The organism is Micromonospora sp. NPDC050695, from assembly GCF_040654415.1.
Taxonomy (GTDB): domain Bacteria; phylum Actinomycetota; class Actinomycetes; order Mycobacteriales; family Micromonosporaceae; genus Micromonospora.
Genome location: NZ_JBFAHZ010000033.1, coordinates 1 through 18,421, shown reverse-complemented (window position 1 = coordinate 18,421; position 18,421 = coordinate 1). Strand labels below are relative to the sequence as shown.

20 protein-coding genes are annotated in these 18,421 nt (G+C 73.3%); 8 read left to right on the top strand and 12 right to left on the bottom strand.

Annotation, left to right across the window (positions count from 1 at the left end):
- The first annotated feature begins 88 nt into the window (after positions 1-88).
- On the top strand, positions 89-1,357 hold the full coding sequence (locus AB0H52_RS22130; RefSeq protein ID WP_151490368.1) for a cupin domain-containing protein: 1,269 nt from the start codon (positions 89-91) through the stop codon (positions 1,355-1,357).
- A 1-nt stretch (position 1,358) separates the two neighbouring features.
- Here AB0H52_RS22130 and AB0H52_RS22125 read toward each other — a convergent pair whose 3' ends face one another.
- From AB0H52_RS22125 to AB0H52_RS22095, 7 genes are all read right to left on the bottom strand, one after another.
- Positions 1,359-1,691, bottom strand: coding sequence for a hypothetical protein (locus tag AB0H52_RS22125; protein ID WP_357949656.1), 333 nt, complete (start codon positions 1,689-1,691; stop codon positions 1,359-1,361).
- Complete coding sequence (locus tag AB0H52_RS22120; RefSeq protein ID WP_151490370.1) at positions 1,688-1,957, bottom strand: hypothetical protein; 270 nt, start codon at positions 1,955-1,957, stop codon at positions 1,688-1,690. The genes AB0H52_RS22125 and AB0H52_RS22120 overlap by 4 nt, the downstream gene beginning before the upstream one ends.
- An 81-nt stretch (positions 1,958-2,038) precedes the next feature.
- Positions 2,039-2,701 (bottom strand): hypothetical protein, encoded by a 663-nt coding sequence (locus AB0H52_RS22115; protein WP_151490371.1) that lies wholly within the window; start codon positions 2,699-2,701, stop codon positions 2,039-2,041.
- Positions 2,698-5,373 carry an FtsK/SpoIIIE domain-containing protein gene (locus AB0H52_RS22110; protein WP_357949653.1) on the bottom strand — a complete coding sequence of 892 codons (2,676 nt, stop codon included), beginning with the start codon at positions 5,371-5,373 and terminating at the stop codon, positions 2,698-2,700. The genes AB0H52_RS22115 and AB0H52_RS22110 overlap by 4 nt, the downstream gene beginning before the upstream one ends.
- Complete coding sequence (locus AB0H52_RS22105; RefSeq protein ID WP_357949650.1) at positions 5,366-6,406, bottom strand: hypothetical protein; 1,041 nt, start codon at positions 6,404-6,406, stop codon at positions 5,366-5,368. The genes AB0H52_RS22110 and AB0H52_RS22105 overlap by 8 nt, the downstream gene beginning before the upstream one ends.
- Positions 6,407-6,412: 6 nt before the next feature.
- Positions 6,413-6,673, bottom strand: coding sequence for a hypothetical protein (locus tag AB0H52_RS22100; RefSeq protein WP_151490374.1), 261 nt, complete (start codon positions 6,671-6,673; stop codon positions 6,413-6,415).
- Positions 6,674-6,825: 152 nt separating this feature from the next.
- On the bottom strand, positions 6,826-7,206 hold the full coding sequence (locus tag AB0H52_RS22095; RefSeq protein ID WP_151490375.1) for an NYN domain-containing protein: 381 nt from the start codon (positions 7,204-7,206) through the stop codon (positions 6,826-6,828).
- A 139-nt stretch (positions 7,207-7,345) separates the two neighbouring features.
- Between AB0H52_RS22095 and AB0H52_RS22090 the strand changes: the two genes are divergently transcribed.
- The 3 genes from AB0H52_RS22090 to AB0H52_RS22080 are packed head-to-tail and all read left to right on the top strand — an operon-like array spanning position 7,346 to position 10,460.
- Positions 7,346-9,901, top strand: coding sequence for an ATP-dependent Clp protease ATP-binding subunit (locus AB0H52_RS22090; RefSeq protein ID WP_151490376.1), 2,556 nt, complete (start codon positions 7,346-7,348; stop codon positions 9,899-9,901).
- Positions 9,898-10,110, top strand: coding sequence for a hypothetical protein (locus AB0H52_RS22085; protein ID WP_151490377.1), 213 nt, complete (start codon positions 9,898-9,900; stop codon positions 10,108-10,110). The genes AB0H52_RS22090 and AB0H52_RS22085 overlap by 4 nt, the downstream gene beginning before the upstream one ends.
- Positions 10,110-10,460, top strand: coding sequence for a DUF3140 domain-containing protein (locus tag AB0H52_RS22080; RefSeq protein ID WP_151490378.1), 351 nt, complete (start codon positions 10,110-10,112; stop codon positions 10,458-10,460). The genes AB0H52_RS22085 and AB0H52_RS22080 overlap by 1 nt, the downstream gene beginning before the upstream one ends.
- 56 nt (positions 10,461-10,516) lie before the next feature.
- Here the strand turns inward: AB0H52_RS22080 and AB0H52_RS22075 are convergent, their stop codons facing one another.
- The 3 genes from AB0H52_RS22075 to AB0H52_RS22065 form a co-directional block, all read right to left on the bottom strand.
- A complete protein-coding gene (locus AB0H52_RS22075) occupies positions 10,517-10,762 on the bottom strand; it encodes a hypothetical protein (RefSeq protein WP_151490379.1) in 246 nt (81 codons plus the stop codon).
- A 68-nt stretch (positions 10,763-10,830) separates the two neighbouring features.
- The gene (locus AB0H52_RS22070; protein ID WP_357949645.1) at positions 10,831-11,802 is read right to left on the bottom strand and encodes a LysR family transcriptional regulator; all 972 of its coding nucleotides are present in this window, start codon (positions 11,800-11,802) and stop codon (positions 10,831-10,833) included.
- A gap of 83 nt (positions 11,803-11,885) precedes the next feature.
- Positions 11,886-12,494, bottom strand: coding sequence for a hemerythrin domain-containing protein (locus AB0H52_RS22065; RefSeq protein ID WP_357949642.1), 609 nt, complete (start codon positions 12,492-12,494; stop codon positions 11,886-11,888).
- Between the two features lie 161 nt (positions 12,495-12,655).
- On the opposite strand from AB0H52_RS22065, the gene AB0H52_RS22060 reads away from it, so the two are divergent.
- Positions 12,656-13,963: a M20/M25/M40 family metallo-hydrolase gene (locus tag AB0H52_RS22060; protein WP_151490382.1), complete on the top strand. Its 1,308-nt coding sequence runs from the start codon at positions 12,656-12,658 to the stop codon at positions 13,961-13,963.
- A 31-nt stretch (positions 13,964-13,994) separates the two neighbouring features.
- Positions 13,995-14,657: a hypothetical protein gene (locus AB0H52_RS22055; protein WP_357949639.1), complete on the top strand. Its 663-nt coding sequence runs from the start codon at positions 13,995-13,997 to the stop codon at positions 14,655-14,657.
- A 66-nt stretch (positions 14,658-14,723) separates the two neighbouring features.
- Here the strand turns inward: AB0H52_RS22055 and AB0H52_RS22050 are convergent, their stop codons facing one another.
- A complete protein-coding gene (locus AB0H52_RS22050; RefSeq protein ID WP_013734349.1) occupies positions 14,724-14,915 on the bottom strand; it encodes a DUF5703 family protein in 192 nt (63 codons plus the stop codon).
- A 264-nt stretch (positions 14,916-15,179) separates the two neighbouring features.
- Positions 15,180-16,151: an aldo/keto reductase gene (locus AB0H52_RS22045; RefSeq protein ID WP_151490384.1), complete on the bottom strand. Its 972-nt coding sequence runs from the start codon at positions 16,149-16,151 to the stop codon at positions 15,180-15,182.
- 186 nt (positions 16,152-16,337) lie between these two features.
- Here AB0H52_RS22045 and AB0H52_RS22040 point away from each other — a divergent pair, with 186 nt between their 5' ends.
- Complete coding sequence (locus tag AB0H52_RS22040) at positions 16,338-17,390, top strand: LLM class F420-dependent oxidoreductase (RefSeq protein WP_151490385.1); 1,053 nt, start codon at positions 16,338-16,340, stop codon at positions 17,388-17,390.
- On the top strand, positions 17,387-18,223 hold the full coding sequence (locus AB0H52_RS22035; RefSeq protein ID WP_151490386.1) for an undecaprenyl-diphosphate phosphatase: 837 nt from the start codon (positions 17,387-17,389) through the stop codon (positions 18,221-18,223). The genes AB0H52_RS22040 and AB0H52_RS22035 overlap by 4 nt, the downstream gene beginning before the upstream one ends.
- Positions 18,224-18,421 lie beyond the last annotated feature (198 nt).

Below are 18,421 nucleotides of genomic sequence, written 5' to 3'. Positions count from 1 at the left end.
CGGTGGCGCGGAGGGTCCGGCCGACGGTGGCGCGACCCCCGGCCAGCAGGACGGCGGCGCCGACGGCAGTGCCCGGTAACGGCCCGTCATGACGTACCTCGACCCGCCGGGCGGCCACGGCCGCCCGGCGGTTTCGTCCACCGCCGCGGCGCTGGCCCGCTGTGTCTCGGTCGAGCCGGCCAAGTTCGCCGCCGCGCACTGGGGGCACACCCCATTGCTGTCGCGCGCCGCCGAACTGCCCGACCCGTCCGGCTTCACCGACCTGTTCAGCCCCGCCGACGCCGACGAGTTGCTCAGCCGGCGCGGCCTGCGTACCCCGTTCCTGCGCGTCGCCAAGGACGGCCAGCTCGTGCCGGCGGCCCGCTGGACCGGTGGCGGCGGCGCCGGGGCCGAGATCGGCGACCAGGTGCTCGACGAGCGGGTCCTGGAGCAGTACGCGGCCGGCGCCACGCTGGTGCTGCAGGGGCTGCACCGGATCTGGCCGCCGCTCGTCGACTTCGCCCGCGACCTGGGTCTCGCGCTCAACCAGCCCCTCCAGATCAACGCCTACCTCACGCCGGCGGGCAGTCAGGGCTTTGCCACCCACTACGACACCCACGACGTGTTCGTGCTGCAGGTCGATGGCCGCAAACACTGGCGGATCCACCCGCCGGTGCTGCCCGACCCGCTGGAGAAGCAGCCGTGGGGCGGCCGCGCCGACGAGGTCTCCGCCACCGCGCAGGGCCCCGCCGCACTGGACGTGGTGCTCGCCCCGGGCGACGCGCTCTACCTGCCGCGCGGTTGGCTGCACAGCGCGCAGGCGCAGGACGCCAGTTCCCTGCACCTGACCGTGGGCATCCGCGCGCTCACCCGGTACGCCCTGGTCGAGGAGCTGCTGACGCTGGCCTCCGAGGATCAGCGGCTGCGGGCCAGCCTGCCGTTCGGCACCGACGTCGCCGACCCCGACGCCATCGAACCGGAGCTGACCGAGACGGTGGAGGCCCTACGGGACTGGTTGCTGCGCGCCGACCCGGCGGCCGTCGCCGCGCGGCTGCGCCAGCGTGCCTGGCCGGCCGCCCGACCGGCGCCAATCAGGCCGCTCGCCCAGGCCGACGCGCTCGCCGCACTGGACGCCGACTCCCGGCTCACCCTGCGCCCGGGTCTGCGCTGGCAGCTCGTGCCGCACGGGGCGGACACGGTGGCGCTGCGGCTGTTCGACCGCACCATCACCCTGCCGGCGAGCTGCGAGGCGGCGGCCCGCGCCCTGCTCACCGGCGCGGTCACCCGCGTCGGTGACCTACCCGGCCTGCCCGACGACGCCGACCGGGTGACCCTGGCCCGACGCCTGCTGCGCGAGGCCGTCCTGATCCCGGCCTGAGCTACCCGGCGGTGGCCGCGACCAGCTCGATCCGGAGCGTGTTCGTGATCTCGTCGGTCAGCTCACCCTCCGCGCCGAACGAGATCGTGCCCTGGTCGGTGACGCCGAAGACGAGTTGCACAGTGCCGGCCTTCAGCACCAGCGGGTCGTCGCCCCCGGTGCCGGCGGCGACCACGGCGCGGATCGTGGTGATCGCGTCCACCAGGGTCGCCTCGACCGCGCTGTGGCGCAGCTCGTGCCGCTCCTGGAGATCCTTGGCGACGAGCGTGATGTCGATGGCGTGGGTCTTCTGGTGGGAGCGGCTGCCGCTCCCCCTGACCTTCCAACCGATCACCGGCACTCGGAGAGCCGCAAGCTTGTCGAAAGAGGCCCCAGCAGACCGTCCACGCCGTCGCGCCATCGCGGCCCGATCACGACGATCAGTGCTGTCGTGCCGGCCAGGCGCTTCCGAATCGCCGCCGAAAGCCCGGGATTGCCGACAAAGGAGCGGCAATTGCTGGTGACACGGTGTTTGCCGAATCGGTCACGCAGCGCACCGGCGATCGAGCGCGCGACGAAGCCCCCGTCGTCCGCGCGGTAGCTGAGAAAGAAGCTGACCATTTCGCGTACGGTATCGAAGTTCCGACCGCGATTCGCTGCGCCCACGGTCGGTTCTTCGACAGTCCCTCGCGCCGTGCCGGGTCAGCGGCCGAGCGTGAGGAGCAGCGCGGTGGTCAGCAGGCCCGCGCCGAGCACCACCGTGATCGGCCGGGGCCCGAGCACCGCGTGCCGGCGGTCGGCCAGCACCCGCGCCGGCACGAGGCCGACAAGCGGCCCGAGCAGCGTCACCACAAGCGCCAGCACCGGCAGCCCGACCGCCAGGTCGCCGCCGTACCCGACGCCCAACGCCCGCGCGCCGGCCCCCAGCGCGTACGCCACCACGGCCCCGGCCACCCCGCAGAGGGCCAGCAGCGGGTTGACCGAACCCGGCAACTCACCCGGCTGCCCGGCCCGGTCGAGCAGGTCCCGGGCCCGGGTCAGCAGCAGCACCGCGTCGGTGCCCCCGCCGCCGTTGACGGGTGCGGGTGGGCCGCCGAGGCGACGGGCGCCGAGGCGCGTCCGCACCTGCTGCCACAGGTGCGCCACCTCGGCGTCAACCCGTTCCTGCTGCTCGCGTGCCTCGACCAGCTCCTCCTCGGCGTGCCGCACCTGCTCGGTGGCCTCCGCGACGGCCCGCTCGGCGGCGGCGCACTGCCGCTCGTACCAGGTGTGCGCCTCGGCCCGCTGCTCCCGCACGCGTGCGGTGATGTCGGCCAGCCGCCGCAACTGCGCCGCGTACGTCTGGCTGGCCACTGGTTCGTTCATCGGGACGGTCCATACGGGATGATGACCTGTCCGGTGCGGTGGACCGCCCGGTCGAAGAAGAGCCCCCGCCAGGGGCGCGGATACCAGTCTGGGCCGCCGGTGCCCGGGTACAGCGAGGCACCCAGCTCGCCCCCGTGTGCGTCAAGCGCCACCCAGGCACCGATCTGGTCGGTGCGGGCGGCCGGCCCACCGAGGTCGGCGCGCATCCGGGCCACGCCCCGCCACCAGGCCAGCACGTGGGTGCGCCGTTCCGGCCCGTCGTGCAGGATCCGGCGGAGCTGCTCCAGGCCGGTACGCCGACCCGCGCGGGCGGCCAGCGCGCCGGCCGCCGCGTCGACCGCGAACAGCAGCAGATAGTGCGGGCTGCCCGGCCCGGTCAGCCCGTCGGCGGTCTCGGCCATCAGCTCGCCAACGGTCTCCTCGTCGTACCAGGCGGCGTCGTCGGCAAGGTCGTCGTAGAGGGCACGGGCCATCGGGTCGGCGTCCGCGTCGAGGCAGGCGATGGAGAACCGGGCGGTGCCCGGCGGGTGCTGGCGGGCCAGCGACCGGGCCGCCGCGTCCAGCACCGCGCACGCCTCGTCCACCCTGGTGCCCAGCACCGCGAGGTTGCGCCCGGGGGCGCGGGGAAGCCGCAGCGCCGCCGATCGGGACTGCACGTCGATGATCTCGCCGAGCAGCGCCACCGGGTTACGCGGCGTGGCCTGGTCGGCGGGCACGGCGAGCGCCCGGAAGTCCGGCGCGTCCGCCAGCCGGGGGATGGCGTCGCCGTCGAAGAGCCGAGCCGGTGCCGCGTCGGGTGGGCGCATCCGCCACAGCCGGTGCTGCAACCCGCTCCACGTCTCCCAGTCGCTCGCCGACGGGATCCGGGCGACCTCGTTGCCCTCCACCATTCCCGACTCGGCGTTGACCACCGCGTGCCAGCGGGGCAACGACTGCGCCGCGTCGTTGCGCTCGGCGAGGATCCGCAGCGCCTTGGGCAGGGCGATGCGCAGGGTGAACTGGGCGACAAGCGCGGGACGGCCCCACAGCGCCTCGATGCCCCGGACGTCCTGCGAGGCGAGCACCAGGTGGATGCCCTGCGACCGGCCGCGTCGGGCCAGGTCCTCCAGCAGGTCGGCCGCCTCCCGGGCGACCACGTCCCGGCCGGCCAGCAGCATCTGGAACTCGTCGACCACCGCGACGATCCGTGGCCAGTGCCCGGTCGGGTCGACGGCCCGCAGCTCGGCGAGCTTTGTCACCTCGTGCTTCTTGGCCGCGTCGGCACGCCGGCGCAGCTCCTCGGCGAGGAACCGCAGCAGCGCCAACCCGAACTCCCGGTCGGTGTTGACGTTGATGCCGACCAGCCGCATGTGCGGCAACCAGCTCGGGTCGCGCCGGCCCTGCGCGAACCGCGCGAAGGACACCCCCTCCTTGAAGTCGAGCAGGTAGAACTCCAGCTCGGCGGGGGAGTAGCGGGCGGCGAGGGCACCGATCCACGCGAAGATCAGGTTGGTCTTGCCGGTGCCGGACGGCCCGCCGATAAGCGCGTGCGGCGGGTAGTCACCCAACGTCAGCCGCACCGGCCGGCCCTGCGGCCCCTCACCGATCGGCGCGGTCAACCCGTCCGCGGAGTCCTCCCGCCACATCAGCTCGGGCGGGGGCAGCAGGTCGGCGAACGGGGTCGGTGGTGGGCCCGCGTTCACCCGGGCGGCGATCTCCCGGCAGGTCTCGGTGACAAGCGTCGCCGGTGGCGGCGGGTCCAGCCGGATCGGCAGACCGGCCGACCCGCCGATCCGCGCTCCGGACGCCCCGGCCACCACCCGGGTCACCGTCGGATCGTCCGGCAACGGCACACCGTGCACCACCAGGTGCACCCCGCACGCCGGGCCGGCGCGAACGATCCGGTCCAACTGGCCGCGCTCGTGCCGGTTCAGCTCGTCACCGCCGAGCAGCACCGCCACCCGCCACGGTTCGGGTCGCCGGCCGGTCGCCGCGGCGAGTTCGCGGAGCGACGCGTACTCGCCGGCGAGCACCGTCTCGTTGATCCGGCGGATCTGTTCCACCAGGTCGTCGAGCAGGGGACCCAGCCCGCCCGGGCCTACGAAGGTGAGCAGCCCGGCCGTGCCCAGGGGCGCGAACCCGGCCAGGCCACCGCCGAGCTGCTCCGGGTCGTACCCGACCAGCCGTACCGTCCCGGGGTCGGCGCGGCCGACGGCCCGCAGCAGCAACGCGGACACCACCGCGTCGCAGCCGGCCCGATCGTCGCCGGTGAGGTGGACGTGCCCGGCGTCGAGGAGCGGCACCAGCGCGGGCACCGGGTCGACGTCGTCGATGCGGACCGTGCCGACCCGCAGCGCGCCGGGTGGCTCCGCCCGTCGGGTCGGCGTCGGCGCCCATCCCGCCCAGTCGGCCCCCGCACACCCGGGCGCCTCCGCACGGGCCGCCTCGGCGGCGCGCTGGGCCAGCTCGGTGATCCGCGCAGAATACCGGGCGTCGATCTCGGCGATGCGGCGATCCCGCTGGGCGCCCACCCGCTCCGGCATGGCTGCCGCCGCCCGCTGGACCCGGGCCAGCCGCTCCCGCCCGGCGGACAGCTCGGCCTGCGCGGCGGACAGGCGGGTACGGGTGGCGCCCAACGCCTCGGCGAGGGTCTCCCGGACCCGCCTGGCGAGTTGGCCACGCCGGTCAGCCATCGGAGCCCCGACGCGTCGGCGCGTCCCGCCAGGGGCTGACCGAGCGCGGCGGCAGCCCGCCGGAGCGTTGCCCGCCGGCGTCCCCCGGCCGCCGCGCGGCGGCACCGGGACGGGAAACCGCGCCGGCTGCCTGGCCCGTACCGGTTTGCCGGTCCGTACCGGTTTGCTGGCCCGTGTCCGCTTCTCGACCCGCGCCGCCCGCCGGCAGATCCCGGCCGAGGCGGGCGAGCAGCAGCCCGGTCGCCACACCGGCGGTCACCGCCGAGTCGGCGGCGTGTGGCGGCTCTCCCGAGCCACGCGGTGGAGGCATCCGGCACACCCGGGTCAGCAGCGTCTCCAGCACCGGCGGCGGCAACCCGGGCAGCAGGTCGCGTACCCGCCCGTCCAGCTCGCCGCGCAGCCGGCCGAGGTCGGCGGCGCGGGGCGGGTGCCCCAGCAGCTCGCCGGCCAGCTCGCGCAGCAGCGGCGGCGCCAGCGCGGCCATCCCCAACCCCACGTCGGCCGGGGCGCGGCGCAGCTCGGCGCGCAGCCGGTCCCGGTCACCGGAGCGGACGCCACCCACCACCCGGCGCAGCAGTTCCTGGGAGTCGTTCAGGCGCTCGTCGGGTGTGTCGTCGGCGCCCTCGCGCCCGCCGGTCAGCTCGGCCACCCGCACCGACCACCAGCGGCGCATCCGGACCTGCTCGGCCGGCTCCGGCGCCACGGTGGTCGGCCCGGCCTCCGGCGGCGTGTCGTGCCGGGGAGCGCGTTGTTCCGGGCGGGGTGGTGGGGCGCCATCGGCGGCCAGGCCGATCGCGGCCAGGTACGCCGACAGCTGCTCCTGCGCCACCCGCAGCGCGTAGCCGGCGCTCTCGGCGTGCTCCGTGGCGGCGGACAGCTCCGGCACCCCCATCGGGTTGGACGACTCCTGGCGCACCCAGCGCAGCCGCTCCGCGGCCAGGCCGAACTTTTCCAGCGCCTGCCCGAGCAGCGCCACCGGGAACTCCTCGCTGGCGGCGCGGACCTGCCCACCGACATCCTCGATGATGGACACGGCGGCCTACAGGGTCGCGACGTAGAGCTGCGCCTGCTCCACCGCGACGAGTGTCGCGGCGAGGCACTCCTCCAGCTCCTGGCTGGCCTGGGTCAGGGACGCCTGGGCCGTCTCGACGGTCTCGTGTCCGCTGCCCTCCAGCGCGCCGGCCAGGGTCTGCTGCGCCTCGGCCAACTTTTCACCGGCGGCCTGCACGGCTGTCTGCCCGTCGGAGATCTGTTGGAGGGCGACATCGATGGCAGCCTTCAGCTCGGCGACGCTCGCCACGGCGGAACCTCCTGGGGGCGGGGAGATCTCCATTAGAGCTTATCGGCGGCAGCGAAAGAACATCCGCCCTGTCGGTGTTCCTGCCCGCCTGTCCGGAAGGCACCCGGAAGTGTCGGGAGTCCGTTCTGTGGGAGTCCCAGTGCGAGAACTTCTCAATTCTCGCGGAGCCAGCGAGGCCCGTACACCTCGGCGCCCAGGGCGGTGACCCGCTCGCGCAACTCCCGGTCGGCCGTGACCACCAGCCGGCGGCGCTGCGGAGCGCCCGCGACCAGGTCGACCACGCTGTCGTCGCCGGAGCCGGGAGCCGAGACCACCCGGACGCCGTCGGTGCCGGGCACGTCCCGCGCGGCGCCCTCGACCACCAGCACCACCTCGACGGGAGCGGGCAGCCGGGCCGGCAGCCCGATCGTCGCCACCGGGGCGAGGGAGTCTCGCAGCCGCGCGGCGGCTCCGGCCCGGTCCCGCCACCACCCGTTCGGGCGGGAGCCCACCACGTTGGCGCCGTCCACGATCAGCAGCGGGGTCTCATCCATGCCACCAGCCTGCCACCACCGGGCGGCGCGGGCCCGACGCCACACCCGGAACCACCCGAGGGCAATCGTGCGGCGTTTGTCGGGGCGCGCGCCGGGTAGCCCCTGCCGACCGTGCCGCACCCAACTGCGGAGGACAGACATGATGGGACCCGGTGACCTCGGCTCCGACCCGTGGGACGAATTCCTGGCCCGGTACTTCGGCCGGGGTGAGGGAGGACGCCGACCGCCGCACCGGGTCGACATCACCCGCCTGATGACGGCCGACGCGCGGGAGATGCTGGCCGACGCGGCCCGGCGGGCGGCGCAACGGCACAGCAGCGACCTCGACACCGACCACCTGCTGTGGGCGGCGCTGCAACGCGAACCCCTGCGTGACCTGGTCCGCCGTGCCGGCGCCGACCCGGACACCCTGCTCAACGCGCTGGGCGGCAAGGGTGACGGCGCGCCGCGCGGTGAGGTGCCGCCCAACCTGTCGCTGACGCCGGCGGCCAAGCGGGCTCTGCTCGACGCCCACCAGCTGTCCCGGGCGATGGGCGCCAACTACATCGGCCCCGAGCACATCCTCATGGCGCTGCCGCTCAACCCGGAGTCGCCCGCCGGGCGGATGCTGGCCGCCGGCCGGATCCAACCCGAGTCGTTGCAGGCCGCCAACGCCGAGCGCGGGCCGATGACCGGGCCGAAGCCCGACCGCGGCACCCCCACGCTCGACCAGTACGGCCAGGACCTCACCGACCTGGCCCGCAACGACCAGATCGACCCGGTGATCGGCCGCGCCGACGAGATCGAGCAGGCCGTGGAGATCCTGTCCCGGCGGACCAAGAACAACCCGGTGCTGATCGGCGAGGCCGGCGTCGGCAAGACCGCGATCGTCGAGGGCCTCGCCGAGCGGATCTGCGACGGGGACGTGCCGCAGACCCTGCTCGGCAAGCGGGTCGTCCAACTGGACCTGGCCGGCCTGGTCGCCGGCACCCGCTACCGGGGTGACTTCGAGGAGCGGCTCAAGAAGGTCATCGACGAGATCCGCGCGCACCGGGACGAGCTGATCATCTTCATGGACGAGATTCACACCCTGGTCGGGGCGGGCGGCGCCGGCAGCGAGGGCGGGATGGACGCGTCCAACATGCTCAAACCGGCCCTCGCCCGCGGTGAGCTGCGCGTCATCGGCGCGACCACGCTCGACGAGTACCGCAAGAGCATCGAGAAGGACGCCGCGTTGGCCCGGCGCTTCCAGCCGGTGCTGGTGCCCGAGCCGAGCATCGACGACACCATCGCGATCCTGCGCGGGCTGCGCGACCGCTACGAGGCCCACCACCAGGTGCGCTTCACCGACGAGGCGCTGGTCGCCGCCGCCGAGCTGTCCGACCGGTACGTCACCGACCGGTTCCTGCCGGACAAGGCCATCGACCTCATCGACCAGGCCGGCGCCCGGGTGCGGCTGCGCACCCGTACCCCGGCGTCCGACGTGCGGGAGCTGGAACAGGAACTCGACGACGTACGCCGGGACAAGGAACAGGCCGTCACCGACGAGCAGTACGAGCGCGCCTCGGCGTTGCGCGACCGGATCTCCGAGCTGGAGGAGGAGATGCGCCGCGCCAACGGCGACGACGGCACCAGCTCCCAGGTGCCCGAGGTGGGTCCACAGGAGATCGCCGAGGTGGTCTCCCGGGCCACCGGCATCCCGGTCAGCCAGCTCACCGAGGAGGAACGCGACCGGCTGCTGCGTCTGGAGGGCCACCTGCACGAGAAGGTCGTCGGTCAGGACGACGCGGTCAGCGCGGTCGCCGAGGCCGTCCGCCGCTCCCGCGCCGGGCTGGCCGACCCGGAGCGCCCGATGGGCAGCTTCCTGTTCCTCGGCCCGACCGGCGTCGGCAAGACCGAGCTGGCCCGCGCCCTGGCCGAGGCGCTGTTCGGCGAGGCCGACCGGATGGTGCGCGTCGACATGAGCGAGTTCCAGGAACGGCACACCGTCAGCCGGCTGGTCGGTGCCCCACCCGGGTACGTCGGCTACGAGGAGGCCGGCCAGCTCACCGAGGCGGTGCGCCGCCGCCCGTACGCGGTGGTGCTGCTCGACGAGATCGAGAAGGCCCACCCGGACGTGTTCAACATCCTGCTCCAGGTGCTCGACGACGGGCGGTTGACCGACAGCCAGGGCCGCACGGTGAACTTCAAGAACACCGTACTGATCATGACGAGCAACCTCGGCTCCGAGCTGATCACCGGTACCCAACGGGCCGTCGGGTTCGGCACCGGGGAGCCGGGCAGCGAGCAGGAGAACGACGAGCTCCGCGAACGGCTGATGCGTCGCCTGCAGGAGAACTTCCGCCCGGAGTTCCTCAACCGCATCGACGAGGTGATCATCTTCCGCCGGCTGGAGGCCGAGCAGCTGCGCGACATCACCGCGCTGCTGCTGGAGGAGACCCGCCGTCGGCTGCACGCCCAGGACATCCAGGTGGAGTTCACCACCGCCGGCGTCGACTGGCTCGCCGAGCACGGCTACCAGCCGGAGTTCGGTGCCCGTCCGCTGCGCCGGGTGATCCAACGCGAGGTGGACAACCACCTGTCCCGGATGCTGCTGGAGTCGGCGATCTCACCCGGACAGAAGGTCACCGTGGACGCCCGCGACGGGCAGCTCACCTTCGACGTCACCGCGGGCGAGCGGGGGTACACCGCCGCCACGACAACACACCCGCGATGAGCGGGGCGGCGCGGCGAGGCGAGCACGAGGAGCCGCACCAACCCGCGGACTCCGAGCAGACCCGGGACGAGGACGACCATCCCGACCCGATCGTGGCGTCGCCCACCGCGAACCCCCGCCGTACGCGGGTGCCACCCGAGGGCCTGCACCCGAAGACCGACCAGGACGACCCGGAGACGTCCGGACACCGCCCGCGAGAGGAGACCTGATGGTACGCGAAGCTCGGCTCGACCCCGAGGTGGAAGTGCTCTGGGAGGACTTCCACGCCGAGGTCAACGTCCCGTCGGAGCAGCTGCGCACCTGGCTGCTCACCCGGGGGTCCGGCGAGGACTCGTTCGGGTCCAACCCGAACCTCGACCTGCCCCAACCGGGCCGGGAGATCCTCAAGGTGCTCAACAAGCGCAAGGTCGACCTCACCGGCGAGGACATCGAGGTGATGCGGGAGGCGGTCGAGCGGATCCGCGAGCTGATGGACGCCAAACCGAAGCGCGGCAACGCCGACGACAGCTGGCGGCACTCGCTGCTCGACCTGGGCCACGACCCGCTCGTCGAACGCTGAACGGTGCCACACCCGACGGTGCCGCCCCGGCTCGGGGCGGCACCGTCGCGGTCCCGCTACTGGCCCTGGTCGGGTTCCATGCTGGCGATGGTCAGCCCCGCCGCGTCGGCCGCGGCGTCCCGGTCGCCGCGGGTCTGGTCCTCGCGGCTGAGCAGGTTGGCGTACTCGGTGACGTCGGCCGGGTCGGGCACCTCCGGCAGGCGGCGCAGGAACGCCTCCACCTCGCGGGTGGCGGCGGTGTGCGCGGCGGCCGCCTGGCGCAGCAGTTCCCGGTCGTCGGCGGGCGGGTAGAGGTCGGTCATGTCCGCCTGATACCCCGCCAACGCCGGTTCGCACCGCCACCGGCGGGTCATCACCCGGCCGGGTGGGCTCACACCCCGCTGGGCTGCCGCACACCGAACCCCGGATTGCGCAGCAGCCAGTCCAGGTAGGTGGGGTGCGGCGCCAGCGAGTCGGTGTACGCCGCCTTGGCCGTCTCCAACACCAGCTGCGCGCCCCGCGCGGCGGGAGAGTCCGGATGCCAGCCCAGCAGCAGCCGCCAGCGCAGCGGAATCCCCGCCAACCGGCGGGTGACCAGCCCTGCCACCGGCCGGAACGTCGCCTGGCACAACGCCACCGCCACGCCGGCGTCGACCAGGTCGACGCAGCCGCGGATGTCGGTCTCGTACATCTTGCGGGGAGTGAAACCGGCGCGGGCGCAGGCGGCGGCGAAGCAGTCGCCGAAACAGCCGTCGCCGGGCGCCGCCACCCAGTGCTCGTGGCGCAGGTCCGCCAGCCGCACCTCGGCGCGCCCCGCGAGAGGGTGGGTCTCCGGCAGTAACACCAGCACCGGATCGATGGCCACCTCCCGCCAGCTCAACCCGAACCCGGCCGACGGGCTGGCGTCGCCACACACGCCGGCGAGCACGAAGTCCAGCCGGCCGCCCGCCACCAACTGCGCCAACTCGTCCACCGACCACGAGGCGTACGTGGTGATCTGGGCCGGCGGGTGTTCGGTGGCCAACCGATGCACCAGCCGACCCAGGATCGGGCTGTTCACCCCGCCGAACCGGAAGCACGGCGGCGCGTCACCGGAACCGGCCAGCCGGGCCGCCTCGTCCTGCAGCCCCTTCATCGCCGGCAGCAACACCCGGGCCCGGGCCAGCACCAACTCACCCAGCGCGGTCGGGCGTGCGCCGCGCCGGTCCCGGTCGAACAGCGGTCCGCCCAGTGTCCGTTCGATCCGCTGAAGCTGAGCGGTGAGCGCCGGCTGAGCCAGGCCGAGCGCCGACGCCGCCTTGGTCACGCTCCCCGTCTCCGCGATCGCGCAGACCACCCGCAGGTGACGCAACTCCAGGTTCATACGGTGACGGTAGGACCACGCCGCAGCGTGCGGAAGAGCCTGAAGGTATTGGTGAGATTGAATGCACAGCGGTTCGTCGCCGGTCAGCCGCGCGGCGGCTCCGGCAGGTCCGTCAGGTACGTCGGCCGCCGCGTCACCGCGTCGCGGACCTTGTCCACCACACCCACCGCCGGCTCGACGATCCGGTTCCACGGCGGGGTCGCCGGGGTGCCCGGATGCGGCCGGGTCGGCGCCGCCTCCTCAGCGATCTCCAGCCGGTTGCCCAGCCGGATCAGCTCCTCCTCGGTGGCCACCGCGCGCAGCTCGGCGACCAGCGCGCCGACCCCCTCCACGTGCCGGCGCACCCGCGCCGCGACCTCGGTCAACGCCTCCTCCGCCAACCCCTTCAGGACGTTCAGCAGCGCGGCGTCGGCGCTGATCTCGGCGTCCACCCGCTCGTCGGCGTTCGGCAGCGCGGCCCGCGCCGCCGGCAGCAGGTACTGCTCCTCCGCCGACAGGTGCCGCGACAGCGCGGCGGTGAGCACCGCCAGGCCCTCCCGCGGAGTGGTGTCCGGGCCGGTCAGCTGATCCAGCAGCGCCAGCAACTGCTGGTGCTCCCGGTCCACGATGTCGGCGATGCTGCGGCCACCGGGGCGGAAACCCTCATCGGGCGTGGGCGCGGGCGGCAGCGGCGGCAGGGGAACGGCGGACATGGTGCCCTCCTCGACTGGCGGGCGGAAGCTCCGGCAGGGGATGTGCGGTCGTGAGCGGCGATACCCGGACCCGCTCGCGGTGAAACCGGGCCCGTCGATGCGTCGCCCGCGCAGGCCGGTGCGCTGCCCGGCCGGCCCCCTCGGGCTGGTATGAAGAGGCGATGACGAGCGAACCCACCGCCGAGGTCGTGGACCTCTGCCGCGACCTGCTGCGTATCGACACCACCAACACGGGGGACAACGACACCAGCGTCGGCGAGCGCCGCGCCGCCGAGTACGTGGCGGAGAAGCTCGCCGAGGTGGGCGTCGAAGCCGTCCTGCACGAATCCGCCCCGGGCCGGGCGAACGTCGTGGCCCGCATCCCCGGCACCGACCCGAGCCGGGGCGCGCTGCTGGTGCACGGCCACCTGGACGTGGTGCCCGCCGACGCCGACGAGTGGTCGGTGCACCCGTTCTCCGGCGAACTGCGCGACGGCTACCTGTGGGGCCGGGGCGCCATCGACATGAAGGACTTCGACGCCATGGTGCTCGCCGTCGTGCGGCACTGGCAGCGCACCGGCGTGCGACCCCCGCGCGACATCGTGCTCGCGTACACCGCCGACGAGGAGGCGGGCAGCGACTACGGCGCGCGGTTCCTGGTGGACAACCACCGGGACCTCTTCGACGGCTGCACCGAGGCGATCGGTGAGGTCGGCGGCTTCTCCTACTCGGTCAGCGACAGCCAGCGGCTCTACCTCATCGAAACCGCCGAGAAGGGCATCGACTGGCTGCGGCTGCACGCCAAGGGCCGCCCCGGGCACGGCTCGATGATGCACGACGACAACGCCGTCACGGCGCTCGCCGAGGCCGTCGCCCGGATCGGCCGGCACCGCTTCCCGGTCGTGGTCACCGACACCGTGCGGGCCTTCCTGACCGAGGTCTCCGACCTGCTCGGCATCGAACTGGACCCGGACGACCCGGAAACCGCCATCGCCAAGCTCGGCCCCATCGCCAACATCATCGGCGCGACCATCCGCAACACCGCCAACCCGACCCGGTTGAGCGCCGGCTACAAGGACAACGTCATCCCCGGCCGGGCCACCGCCACCATCGACTGCCGCAGCCTGCCCGGCCAGTCCGAGCTGCTGGAACGGCAGCTGCGCGAGCTGGTCGGCCCGGACATCGCCATCGAGTACGTCCAGCGGCAGCCGGCCCTGGAGACCACCTTCGACGGCGACCTGGTCGAGGCCATGTCGGCGGCGCTGCGCGCCGAGGACCCGGGCGCCCGGCCCGTACCGTACATGCTCTCCGGCGGCACCGACGCCAAGGCGTTCTCCCAGCTCGGCATCCGCTGCTTCGGGTTCGCCCCGCTGCAACTGCCCGCCGATCTGAACTTCTCCGCGTTGTTCCATGGCATCGACGAGCGCGTTCCGGTCGACGGACTACAGTTCGGCGTGCGGGTTCTCGACCGGTTCCTCCGCACCTGCTAGCCGTTTCCCCCATCGTGAAGGGACTGCCCACATGACCGACCAGCACGGTGAGCTGGACGCCGCTCTCGAGCGGGTGATCGAAGCGGCCCGCCACCACCTGGCCGCCGTACGCGCCGCGCAGGGCCGCGTCGACGACGACGACGTCTGGCAGGCGTACGTCGCGTTGAACAACGCGTCCTACGCGTACGACGAGCGTCTGCTCGACGCCTTCGGCGAGGTGACGCCGTGGGACGTCGACTCGATCGACCCGGACGAGGCCGACGAGCGATTCGGCGGCCCCGAGGGTTCCGAGGCCAGTGACCCGCACCCCCGCGTGATCTCGGTACGCCAACGCCGCGACTACCGGGTGCCGAGTGTCTCCGCGCTGCTGCGCGTCGCCGAGGCGGCCCGCCGCGAGGGCACCCCGGAGGACGACGAGCCGGCACCCGTGGAGGGTGTCGGCGAGGCGGTGCTGGAGCTGCTGCAGAGCGGCGACGGCTCACTCGGCGCGCTGGACGTCCCCGAGCTGGAGCCCCTCGACGGGGTGGTCATGGTCAGCGAGGTGGGCACTCCCGTCGACCTGGAGTCGTTCGACGACGACGACTCCGTCGGCCCGTTCCAACCGGCGGCCGACGACCGGCTGGTCGGCCGCCTCGACGAGCACCCGTTCCTGGAGCTCGACGACGACCACGACCACGCCGGCCACCAGCACTAGGCCGTACGACGCCCGGGGCCCGGTCGAGTCACCGACCGGGCCCCGGGCGTCGTTTCCGCCCGGCCCTCAGTACGACAGGCCCGGCTGCGGCTGGTTGACCCGCCGACGGCGCAGCACCACCTGCCGCGTACCGTCCCGGTACAGCCGCACCCGGGCCAACTCCCATCCGGAGAACTCCGCCTGGATCGCCAACTGCGCCGCGGCGGTCAACCGGTCGACGTTCGGCGGCAGCCGCAGCGGCGCGTACTCGTAGTCCATGCCACCCATGCTGCCCAGCCCAGCGGCCGTCCGCCACCCCCTCCGGGGTGACCAACGCCGCTGCCGTGGCGGTTCGTGCCTCCCTGTGCGCGCCCGCGTGGTCCCTCCCGACCGGATCGACCAGAATGCCGTCGGACAGCCGGCCGTGGGTCACCCTGCGGGTCGCTGACGGCGTCGAGGAGGTAGCGCGCGACGGCGGTGACCCGTCGGTGGCCCCGGCCTCCGTCGCCGTGACCCGTCGGTGGCCCCGGCCTGGTCGACGGGTCAGCCGTCGCGCTCGGGGTAGCCGACCGGCACCGCGGAGACGTCGTCCAACGCGGTGGTGATCTCCTCGGGCAGGGTGATCCGCTCCACCTGCAGCGCGCCGAGCAGCTGCCCCACCGTCCGGGCGCCGAGGATCGGCGCCGTCACCCCCGGCCGGTCCCGGATCCACGCCAGCGCCACCTCCAACGGCGACACGCCCAGCCCGCCGGCCGCGGTCGCCACCGCCTCCACGATGCTGGAGCAGCGCGGCTCCAGGTACGTCGCCACGAACCGCTCAAAGTGCGGCGAGGCGGCCCGCGAGTCCGCCGGACGGCCGTGCCGGTACTTTCCGGTGAGCACCCCCCGGCCCAGCGGCGACCAGGGCAGCACGCCCAGGCCGAGCGCGTCGCACGCGGGCAGCACCTCCCGCTCCACCCCCCGCTCCAGCAACGAGTACTCGACCTGGGACGCGACCACCGGTGCCCGACCCGGCCAGGCCGTCTGCCAGGCGGCGGCCCGCGCGGTCTGCCAACCGGAGAAGTTCGACACCCCCACATAGCGGACCTTGCCGCTGGCCACCGCGTGGTCCAGAGCGGCCAGCGTCTCCTCAAGGGGGGTGTCCGGGTCGTACCCGTGCACCTGGAACAGGTCGACGTGGTCCGTGCCGAGCCGCCGCAGCGACGCGTCCAGCGTCCGTAGCAGGTGCCCACGGGAGCCGTCCCGGCGCCGGCCGCTGCCCGGGCGCAACCCCGCCTTGGTGGCGATCAACAACTCGTCGCGGGGGACGAGGGTGCCCAGCAGCGAGCCGATCACCGACTCGGCGTCACCGTCGCCGTACACGTCGGCGGTGTCGATCAGGTTGCCGCCCGCGTCCAGGTAACTCTTCAGCTGGGCGGCCGCGTCGTCGGCGTCGGTGTCCCGACCCCAGGTCATGGTGCCGAGTGCGAGCCGGGAAACCGCCAGCCCGCTTCGGCCGAGCGGTCGCTGTTGCATGGGTGAACCTTATTTCGAACCTGCCGCCACGGATATCCTCGCTCCCGTATCTCTGCCGGTTCTGCCGGTTCCGCCGCCGTGGACTGCCCCGATGGAGGGGGGATCATTGGAGGAGAGCCGGTGATCGAGTCCGTTGTCGGCATTGCGTAACCTGATGCGACCTGTGCCACGGATGGGGGAGGACCAGTGCGACTCGGGCTCAGCCTCGGATACCAGACGGCGTGGAGCACGCCGGCCGACCACCTGGCGCTGGCCCAGGAGGCCGACCGGCTCGGCTACTCGGTGGTGTGGGCGGCGGAGGCCTACGGCTCCGACTCGCCGAGCATGCTCGCCTGGATGGCCGGCCAGACCGAACGGATCGACGTCGGCGCCGCGGTGATGCAGATCCCCGCCCGTACGCCGGCCGCCACCGCGATGACCGCGGCCACCATCGACGCGCTCTCCGGCGGCCGGTTCCGGCTCGGCCTGGGCGTCTCCGGCCCGCAGGTCTCCGAGGGCTGGCACGGGGTGCGCTTCGCCAAGCCCCTCGGCCGGACCCGTGAGTTCGTCGACATCGTCAAGCTCGCCATCGCCCGCAAGGAGGTCGCGTACGACGGCGAGCACTACACGCTGCCGCTGCCGGACGGCCCCGGCAAGGCCCTGCGCCTGGGCTTCCACCCACCCCGCGAACACATACCGATCTACCTGGCCGCGGTCGGCCCGAAGAACCTGGAACTGGCCGGCGAGATCGCCGACGGCTGGCTCGCCGTGTTCTACGCCCCGGAGTTCGCCGACGAGCAGCTCGCCTCCGTCGCCGCCGGACGCGCCAAGGTCGGCAAGGAACTGGCCGGCTTCGACGTGGTGCCGTCCGTGCCCGTGGTGATCGGCGACGACGTGGCGTCCTGCGCCGAACTGGTGCGCTGGTACGCCGCCCTCTACGTGGGCGGGATGGGCAGCCGGCAGCAGAACTTCTACAACCAGCTCGCCACCCGGATGGGCTACGGCGACGCCGCCCGCGAGGTGCAGGACCTGTACCTGGCCAAGCGGCAGCGTGATGCCGCCGCCGCCGTACCGATGGAGTTCATCGACCGCACCTCGCTGCTCGGCCCCAAGGAGCGCATCGCCGAGCGGATGCGGGAGTACGCCGCCGCCGGAGTCACCACGCTGTCGGTCACGCTGTTCGTGGCCGACCGGGACAGCGGCGTGCAGACCCTGCGTACCGTCGCCGAGGCTCTCGAGCTCTCGGGAGTCGGCGAGTGACCTGGGTCGAGGCCATCGTCCTGGGCATCGTCCAGGGACTGACCGAGTTCCTTCCGGTCAGCTCGTCGGGGCATCTGCGGATCACCTCGGCGATCTTCTTCGACCGCGACGCCGGCGCGTCGTTCACCGCGGTCACCCAGCTCGGCACCGAGGCGGCGGTGCTGATCTACTTCGCCAAGGACATCTGGCGGATCACCCGTACCTGGCTGGTCGGGCTGCGCGACCGCTCGGTGCGCTCCAGCCTCGACTACCGGATGGGCTGGTACGTCATCGTCGGCTCGATCCCGATCGGGCTGTTCGGGTTCCTCTTCAAGGACCAGATCAAGACCGCCGGACGCAACCTGTGGGTCGTGGCGACCACGCTGATTGTGTTCGCGTTCGTGCTGGCGTTCGCCGAGTACTGGGGGCGGCAGACCCGCACCCTGGAGAACTTCCGGATGAAGGACGGCGTGGTGATGGGCTTCGCCCAGGCCATGGCGCTGGTTCCCGGCGTGTCCCGCTCCGGCGGAACGCTCACCGCCGGCCTGCTGCTCAACCTGACCCGGGAGGCGGCGGCGCGGTACTCGTTCCTGCTGGCCATCCCGGCCGTGGTCATGTCCGGCGTATTCAGCCTCGGCGACGTCTTCGAACCGTCGGCCCCCGGCACATCCGTGCCCTCCGTGGCCCAGATGATCGTGGCGACGGTGATCGCCTTCGGCATCGGGTACGCGGCCATCGCCTGGCTGCTGCGCTACGTCGCCCACCACACCCTGTACGTCTTCGTCCTGTACCGGGTCGCGCTGGGCACCCTGGTCCTCGCCCTCCTGCTGACCGGCGCGATCGACGCCACCTGATCACCACCCGTCAACGGCGGTTCATTCCCCTGGCCCCGGCTCGGCGCAGGTGGGGGTTTCGTCGCCTGCTGACGGGACCTGTCCACGATTCACGTCTGGGTACGCCGAAGGCCGGCACCCTGTGCGGGTGCCGGCCTTCGGTGTTGTTCTGCGGGTCAGCTGTTCCAGTGCTGGTTGACCAGGTCGGTGGCCTGCTGT